Here is an 8,577-nt window from a genome sequence, read left to right as displayed (position 1 = left end):
GCTGGATGGCTTCGTAACGGCGGCGGTCACCGGGCCGCGGTTCGCGGACCCGCAAGACTGGATGTGCCCGCTCATGGGGTTGCGGCGCGACGTCGTGGCCAAAGGCTCTGCAGCCGATCACGCCGTGTTTGCCAGCGTCGCCAGGATCCACAACCGGATCAACGAGACGCTCTTCAACAGACCGCAGGATTATGCACCCCGATTCGCAACCAGGCCCAGCGGCGGCATCGACCCGCGGCCGTGGTGCCAGGGGTTCTACGCGGCCATCAATCTCAACATCAAAAAATGGAAATCGCTACTCGACCTCAACAACCCCAACCACGGCCTGCTGCTGCCGATCCTGATCTACTGCGTCGACAAAAAGGGCAGGCCCGTCCTCGGCAAGCCCAAGCCGGGGCCCGAAACCGCGCGCTTCATCGAGCACGAGGCGTACAAAGACATCGCCCTCGTCATCCCCGCCCTGCGCGAACTCCACTACTTCACCCGTTACGACGATCCGAAGTGATCGGCGCCGGCGCGCCGACCAACGATCGATCTAACCATCAAGACGATTTCGGGACAGGTGCCTTGGCGCATCGCTTACTCTGCCGCCCGCAAAAGAAGAAGATCATTTCGCGCAATCGCGGCTATCATGGGTCCGGGCTGGTCACCGTAGCCTGACCGGACTGAATTTTTTCCACCAGTTCTTCGACCTTCCGCTTGACCTCGTGCGCCATACAACGACGCCGCACTACTATCGTGAAGCGGTGGATGGCGAAAGCGAGGAGGAGTTTTCGAAGCGCTGCGCCCGTAAACTCGAGGACCTTATTCTGGCTGAAGGCCCAGATACGGTTGCGGCATTTATTGGCGAGCCCGTATTGGGTACTGGTGGCATTGTTCCTCCGCCTAAAGGATACTGGAAAGCTATCCAAGTAGTGCTGGCCAAGCATGACATTCTGCTGATCGCAGACGAGGTAGTTTGCGGGTTTGTGCGGACAGGTGAGAAATTCGGCTCCCACCTCTACGCCATGCGCCCAGACTTCGTTACCATCGCCAAGGGATTGAGTTCAGCATACTTGCCTATCTCCGGATCCATCATCGGCGAGCGCGTATGGTCGGTTCTGGAGCAAGGCACGGAAAAGCACGGTCCCCTCGGTCACGGTTGGACCTACTCCGGGCACACCCTTTGCGCCGCGGCAGCGCTGGCCAACATTCAGGTGCTCCACGAGCGAAATATCCTAGAACATGTCCGCGACGTTGGGCCGTACTGGCTCGAACGGATGAAGGCCGAGTTGGAGGGCCATCCGATTGTCGGCGAGGTCCGTGGTGTGGGCATCCTCTCCGCGGTTGAGTTTATGCGTGATCCAAAGGCGCGAATTCCCTTCGAGCCAGGGCTGCAGGTTGGGGTGCGGGCGGCGGCAGCATTGCTTGAAAATGGAGTTATCGCTCGTGCGATGCCACACGCCGACACGCTCGGCTACGCTCCCCCGCTAATCATCAAGCGAAGCGAGGTCGATATCATTATAGATGCGGCAGCGCGAGCTGTGGACACACCTATCGCGCACTAAAGACGGAGGGGACGATATGATTGATCGAGTCGGTGAACACTTAACCAGAATTGACACCACCCGTTCATCGGATACTGGTGGGACCCATCGGAGTCCCCGATCTCTGGGACGGCCAGCCACCCCATTCTATTCCTGAAACATTCCACGGCCGCCCGGTCATCAGTGAAAAGGTTCCAGGTGCCTGGTGGCAGGCGCTTCTCGACGACGAGCCAGGACTCTACAGTGCTTACGCCGACGCAGCCCGCCGCCTCGTTGATGGGGGCGCTGTTGCGATTAGCTCGGGCTGTGGCTATACCGTTCGATATCAGGAGGCGGTCGCTGCGGCCGTGAACGTGCCCGTGGCAACGGGGAGCCTCCTGTTAACGCCCACGGTGATTCGTCACCTGGCGCCGAAGGCTAAACTCGGCGTCGTGGTCGCTCACGAGAAGTATGTTGAGACGGATCTCCTGGGGATCGTCCGTGTTCCTGCGGACCGCGCGAGAGTCGTGGTTGGCGGCATCTCAGGCAGCATGCTTGTAGCCAGCGAACTGAAGCGTCCGCCAGAGACCGCCCGATACCTGCCTCTGACACCGAGCGCCATCTCATTGACACCGTGCAGCAACTTCGCGCCGCTCATCCGGACATTGGTGCCTTCATCTTCGAGTGCACAGCGTTACCACAATTCGCACCGAAGCTGCGCAGCATGACAGGTTTGCCCATTTACGACCACAATACAAGCCGACGTTTGGTGCTTGAGGCAATAACCTGAGGACGTCGCCCTCAAGGTTTCACAAAACTGGGAACGATAATTCACTGAGACACCCAGCCCGGCCTTTTCGGCCGTGGCTGGGCATGTCCTAGGCGCACACGGCGGCGGCGCTTGCAAATACGTGGTGAGGGCAGATATGCCCGCCTGGACCATGTTCAGCTTTTGCTCGAAATTCGCCGAAGACGCTACGACGCAGATCAACAAACTTCCCGTATCGCCTTATTAGGCGTGATCAAGAACTGGTCCGTTGGCAATTCTATGCCGATGCAACACTCGACAGATTGGTACACAACGCCCACCGCATCGATGTGCGGCGAACTTTCACGCGTGCCCGCATCTGAATGAACTGTCAATTCTCGCCTGGAGACCTACAAACCAGCGGGCATGCGTGATCGTCTGAACCTTTAGTTCAAGCCGCTTCCTTATCTGCCTGCCGCCCGATTTTGGCTGTTTGCGGTCACGAAGTCATGGGCCATTCTCGAGGAGTTCAAGCCGGGCTCAAAAAACTGATCGCCATTTCACGACAAAATGTCGACAATCCAGGAAGACATCCGAGTTGAACGCATGAGACCACTTTCTGAAGTCCGCTCCTTCGTTCGATGGCAACTCAAATGCATGCTGGGGTGAGGAGGAACGTCTCGTGGAAAAGCCGCGAGGGGAGGTATACAGCGGCCAAACAACCAAGGGCCGCATCTGAATGGGTCACGGCGGCTCTGCCGGGCGATGCCTGGCCGCCAACCCCGGCACCGGTGGTTTATATGGCCGTGCTGGGCGCGTGCATGAATTACATCGGGAGAGTCAGTCCGGTGCGTATCGTGCACAACCGTCCCGACGGGTCTACATTCCGAAAAATGACGGAAGACTCCGTCCACTCGGTATTGCAGCGTTCGTGTGGTTGAACAGTCCAGAAGGGCGCGACTACCGGCATCAGTACGAACGCCGGAACGACGACACCGCCTAGCCCGATTTACCCATGCCGCGATAGTTCGCATCGTCTCATGCCTTGTTTGACGCCGCCTCCCTACCTGCCCGCCCGCGCGATTTGCCTGTTCGCGGCCCACGGTTCTTAGGCGATTTCCAAGGACTTTAAAGTCGCGCTACAGAAACATATTGACATTACGACAATATGTCGACAATGTCCGATGACATCGAAGTTGAATACGGGATACGATGGTACCCCGTGCGCTTGCTTGAAATTTCGAATGAATACTGGGTGAGGAGGGGCGTTTTATATGACCAACAAGATGATTGTGCAGGCGTTTGAGACGTCGGAGTTTCGGGCTCGGCTCGATAAGGCGCGTGCGTTGATGTCAAAGGCTGGTATGGACGCGCTGGTGGTTACCTCACAAGCTGAACAGGTCTATCTCCTGGGGTACGAGTTCTTTGCTTATTCGCCGCAGGCTGTGCTCGTGACGCTGGATGACGACCCCTATTTCATCTTGCGCAAGATGGACGCCGACACTGCGGCCGACGCCGGATGCTGGCTACCGCAGGATAGGGTTGTCGGATATGCCGAAAGTTGCATCACCGGCTCCGGCGGGGAGGGTGCGTGGGAAGCCATCGGGCGGTTCGTCAAGGACAAAGTGGGGGCGTCTCCACGTATCGGCCTCGAAGTGTCTGCGCTGGGCATGGTCGACTACCCCAAACTTGTCGGCGCATTGGGAGTTCAGGAGCCGCTTGACGCCAGCAGCCTGGTGGAGACGTGCGCACTGGTTAAGTCCGAGCGCGAGCTTTTGTATATGAAAGAGGCGGCGGCGATCACGGATCGGGCTCTGCTTGCCGGCATTGACAAGATCGCCGTCGGCACGCGGCATTGTGAGGCAGCCGCTGCGATCATGTCCGTGCTTTGCGCCGGGACCGGACGCATTCCCGGCGGACCGCCGCCGTTTCTACCGCACATCCGTGGTGGCCAGTTCTCCAACGCGCCACACCAGCCGTGGATGGACGACGTATTTGCGGCTGGGGAGCAGTATTTTCTGGAGTTGTCCGCTGGCCGGCATCGGCACTCGGCTCCAATAACGCGGATGGCCCATCTCGGCCCCCCCACAGCACGCCGTACGAACCAGCACGAGGGTGGGCTGGCGGGTTTCAAGGCTGCCCTCGCCGCGATGCGCCCAGGCACGACGTGCGGCGATGTCGCGCGCGCGTACGATGCGGCTATCCGGCCGTATGGTCTCACCAGGACATCGCGTATTGGCTACTCTATGGGTGTTGCCGACATCAGCGGCCCGAGCCTAGCACCCAATGATGATACTGAAATCCTGGCCAACATGACCTTCCACCTCCAGTCTGCTTTCTACGAGCGTGGCGAAAGATTTTTGTTGAGCGACGCCGTCCGGGTTACTGAAAATGGAGGGGAGGTAATGAGCACCGTCCCGCACACCTTTTTCGAGCGTCGCGTATGAAGCGAAGCAATGACAACTCGCGCCGGCTCTCGTGGCTCATTGAGCTCATGGACACCGAGCCCAAGCCCCTGCAAGGGGGCGCGCCTCGCTGGCGAGGAAGGCGACCAATAATGTGAATCGGATCATCGAGTGCACCCGAAAAGATCCCAACTAGGATACCTGCGAAATGACGTTTGCTACAATACCCAACCCGGATCTGGTCGTTTCGCCGGTCGAAAATAGTGCGCACTGGAATCTGGCGAACTATCGCCGGCAAGGATTTCACAACCTGCACACCATCGCTCGTTACGTCACGTCGATTCGTTCCCCGCGCGTGTTACCGTTGAGGAAAGATATCGACTGGACTATTGGCGAGCGACCAGATGTCGCCCGGTTCCTCTCGGTACCGCATTTTTCCGGTTTGGTTGTGGTGCGTGACGACCGCCTCCTCTATGAGGCCTATGCTTCGGACTTCGGACCTGACAGGCCACACGCCATCCACTCAATCACAAAGACAACGCTCAATATTATGATAGGCCGGTGCGTCGCAGAGGGTCTTCTCAATCTCGACCGACAAGTCAAGGACTACCTGCCCGAGATCGGGACGGGATACGGAGAGGCAACCGTCAGGGCAGTAGCCGACATGAATGTCGCCAACAACTATGGCGATGACGTTGACGACCCTGACGCGACTACTACGTGGTTTTCCGTGGAGGCCGCTGCAGGTTTGCGTTTGCCACCGGATGATGGGATCGATTTGACGATCCGCTCGGTCCTCTGCGGCATCACCGGAGACGATCTTGCCAATCGGACCGGCGACGTGATCTACAACTCGGCTAGCAGCGAAGTGCTCGGCTGGATCGTCGAGCGTGTGAGTAAGCGGTCGCTTCGCAGCTGGCTCATCGAGATAGTAGAGGCGGCAGGCCTTGAGGGCTCCTTCCATATCGCCTGTGATCGCGAGGGCGTACCGTCGGTCAGTGGCGGAGCCTCCCTTTCTGCCCGTGATCTCGCGCGCTATGGCCTACTCTTCGCGCGTAGGGGCGTGGGCATTGACGGACGCCGTGTCGCCGATGCTGCCTTCATCGAAGAGACACGCCACAATCCCGGACCTCCTTGGCCCAAGCCGCGCGAAGGGATCTACTATAGCCGTAGCACGACGACGGACGGCACTTGGATTGGCCACGGAGGCTATGGGGGGCAATACCTGCTCGCTAACCCCGACACCGGCGTCGCGGTGGTCTATATGGCCGTGTTCGAAAACCAGAGCGGTGACGACGGGGACCTTTACCCCCCTCTAATCCATATGATGGCCGAACTTGCAGCAGCTAATGAAACAGGACATGGGAGGAAACTATGAAAGGTGAAACTATGAAAGGTATTGTCCAGAACATCGACCGCCGCACTCTTCTCAAGGGAGGAGCCGCCTTGGGCGGTGGTATTATTGCTTCCGGCATGCCGATCTCGCAGGTGATCTGGGCGGCGGAAGGCAAAGTGCTGAAGGTCGCCCTTCAGTTTGAGCTTGTGAGTTTGGATCCTTGCTTTTACGGCGCGAGTTACGAAGTTAACGTGATGAACTGCCTTTATTCGAAACTCACGCGTTACAAGCCAGGCTCTGAATGGGGTTGGCAACTGGAGGCGGCAGAAAAGATCGAGCAGGTCGATCCGACACATATTCTCTTCCGTCTGAAGAAAGGCATTAAATTCACCGGCGGCTATGGCGAGATGACTGCCAAGGACGTCAAGTTCTCATTTGAACGCATCATCAAGTACAATTCTTCAGAGTCCGAGCTAGGCTCGTTCGATCATGTCGAGATCGAGGACGATCATACCGGCGTCATCGTGTTCAAGACGCCGTATGTGCCGGTCTGGAACACCAGCTTCCCTTCTGGCAACGGTCACATCGTTTCCGAGCAGGCGGTGATGAAGGCGACCAAGGACGGCGGCAATTTCGGCATGAAACCGCCGGCGTTTTCTGGGCCCTATGTGCTCGCGGAGTGGAAGCAAAATCAGTACACGCTGTTGACCCGTAATCCCGAGTGGTCTGGACCAAAGCCCGGATTTGATGAAATCCGCATCGTACCGATTATTGACACTAAGACGGCGGAACGCGCCTATCTGGCCGGCGATGTTGATTTCGCTACGATCAGTCTCGATTCGCTGGCGACGTTCAAAAGCAATCCGCCGCCTGATACAAAGGTTGAGGAGCATCCCTCGCTCCGTTACATCTGGCTTGGCATGAATATGGATCACCCGAAGCTGAAAGACATCAATGTCCGCAAAGCAATTCAATGGGCCATCAATGTGCCGCAGATCCTGGACGCTGCCTATGCGGGGCAGGCCGAAGTGGCAACCGGGATAATTCCGCCTGGTATGATCGGGCATCGCGAGAAGGCGCTCGTTCCGCCGGAAGGCGACCTCGCCAAGGCCAAGGAGTTCATGGAAAAGGCCGGTGTCAGCGACCTTCAGTTAACCATCGATTGTGACAACAGCGGCGCACCCTCGATAATTGCCCAGACGATTCAGGCGCAGTTGTCGCAGATCGGCATTACTGTCCAAGTCAATGCCCAGGACACCGGTTCCTACAGCGGGATCGGTCAGGAATCGGAAGGCGATCGCTGGAAGGACTTGCAGCTTTTTATCAGAAACGACAGCAGTCTGCCGGATCCTTCTGCGTACACGCCCTGGTTCGTGAAGGCCCAAGTGGGCATTTGGAATTGGACGCGCTTCAGCAGTGATCGATATGACGAGCTCAACGCCAAGGCAGTCTCGATTGAGGATCCAAACGAGCGCGCAAAGCTCTATTACGAGATGCAGGACCTCTTGGAGGAGTCGGGAGCCCACCGGTTCCTGACAAATGGTGGTACCCCTGTCGTGTACCGCACGACTAAGATAGAAGCTGCGACCCGTCCGGACGGGGTCCCTTTGTATCTCGACTTCAAGCCGGCTTCGGGGTGAGGTAGTTGTTTTATCTTTGTAAGAGGTTGCTCCTCGCGGTCACGATCATCGTGACCGCGGTGACGCTGCTCTTCGTGATGATCCATGCCGTGCCGGGGGACCCCGCCGCAATTTTGCTCGGCCCCCGCGCAACGCCGGAGATGAAGGCGCAGCTGCACGAGCAGATGGGGATCAACAAGCCGCTGATCGTGCAGATCGCCACCTTTTTCGGCGGACTGCTCCACGGAAATTTAGGTTATGATGTGTTCAGCCAGAGGCCGGTCGCCGACATCGTGTTTTCGCAATTGCCTTACACGATTGAGCTGATCCTCGTCTCGATTTTTTGGGCCGCCGCTATCGCCGTGCCGCTAGGGTGCTACTCTGCCATGCGGCGCAATTCCTTGCTCGATCAGGCGGTTGGGGTAATCGCGGTGGCCACCATCGCCATTCCTTCCTTTGTCATGGCAGTCTACGCGCTGCTGATCTTCGCCGTTGCCCTCCGCTGGCTTCCGGCGATCGGGCCGGGCGAGGGCTTTGTGGATAGGCTCGTCCACCTGATCCTGCCGAGCTTTGCAATGGGAATCGGTTGGGTGGGCTACATTTCTCGACTGGTGCGCGCGTCCATGCTCGAAACGCTGGGTGAGAACCATATCCGCATGGCCCGCTCTTTCGGGATTTCGGAATGGCGCATTGTTTCCCGCTACGCTCTGCCGCTTGCGATCTTGCCAACGGTAACCATCTTGGGCGCAGGTATCGCATGGCTGCTGTCGGCAGCGGTGTTTGTCGAGGTGGTGTTCGCAAGACCCGGGATCGGCGCGCTGATCGTGCAGGCGGTGAATGCGCGCAACTATCCAATTGTGATGGGCGTCGTTGTGGTCACCACCTTCCTAATCGTCATGTCAACAACGGTCTCCGATCTGGTCAATGCAAGCCTTGACCCGCGGGCTCGGGAAAAGCTCTGATC

At 58.2% G+C, this 8,577-nt stretch carries 5 protein-coding genes and 1 pseudogene; all 6 read left to right on the top strand.

The features are described 5' to 3' along the window. Positions 1-505 (top strand): UPF0149 family protein (locus NKH49_RS23730; RefSeq protein ID WP_352928119.1); only part of this gene is annotated, 505 nt, incomplete at its 5' end. A 68-nt stretch (positions 506-573) separates the two neighbouring features. Further along, positions 574-1,567 (top strand): annotated as a pseudogene (locus tag NKH49_RS23725) (aminotransferase class III-fold pyridoxal phosphate-dependent enzyme); the annotation flags it as partial. Positions 1,568-3,527: 1,960 nt separating this feature from the next. Further along, positions 3,528-4,700, top strand: coding sequence for a M24 family metallopeptidase (locus tag NKH49_RS23720; RefSeq protein ID WP_352928116.1), 1,173 nt, complete (start codon positions 3,528-3,530; stop codon positions 4,698-4,700). Positions 4,701-4,866: 166 nt separating this feature from the next. After that, a complete protein-coding gene (locus NKH49_RS23715; protein ID WP_352928113.1) occupies positions 4,867-6,036 on the top strand; it encodes a serine hydrolase domain-containing protein in 1,170 nt (389 codons plus the stop codon). Next, entirely contained in the window at positions 6,033-7,634 is a 1,602-nt protein-coding gene (locus NKH49_RS23710) for an ABC transporter substrate-binding protein (RefSeq protein WP_352928110.1), read from the top strand. Before NKH49_RS23715 ends, NKH49_RS23710 begins: the two co-directional genes overlap by 4 nt. Positions 7,635-7,639: 5 nt before the next feature. Further along, entirely contained in the window at positions 7,640-8,575 is a 936-nt protein-coding gene (locus tag NKH49_RS23705) for an ABC transporter permease (RefSeq protein WP_352928108.1), read from the top strand. Positions 8,576-8,577 lie beyond the last annotated feature (2 nt).

The organism is Mesorhizobium sp. M1088, from assembly GCF_040318575.1.
Classification (GTDB): Bacteria; Pseudomonadota; Alphaproteobacteria; order Rhizobiales; family Rhizobiaceae; genus Mesorhizobium.
The sequence above is the reverse complement of the archived record's forward strand: the minus strand, read 5'-3'. Positions and strand labels throughout refer to the sequence as shown.

What these genes read in the sequence shown, in the direction of transcription:
- NKH49_RS23720 (WP_352928116.1), top strand. Translation starts at nt 3,528, where the DNA reads ATGACCAACAAGATGATTGTGCAGGCGTTTGAGACGTCGGAGTTTCGG.
- NKH49_RS23715 (WP_352928113.1), top strand. Translation starts at nt 4,867, where the DNA reads ATGACGTTTGCTACAATACCCAACCCGGATCTGGTCGTTTCGCCGGTC.
- NKH49_RS23710 (WP_352928110.1), top strand. Translation starts at nt 6,033, where the DNA reads ATGAAAGGTGAAACTATGAAAGGTATTGTCCAGAACATCGACCGCCGC.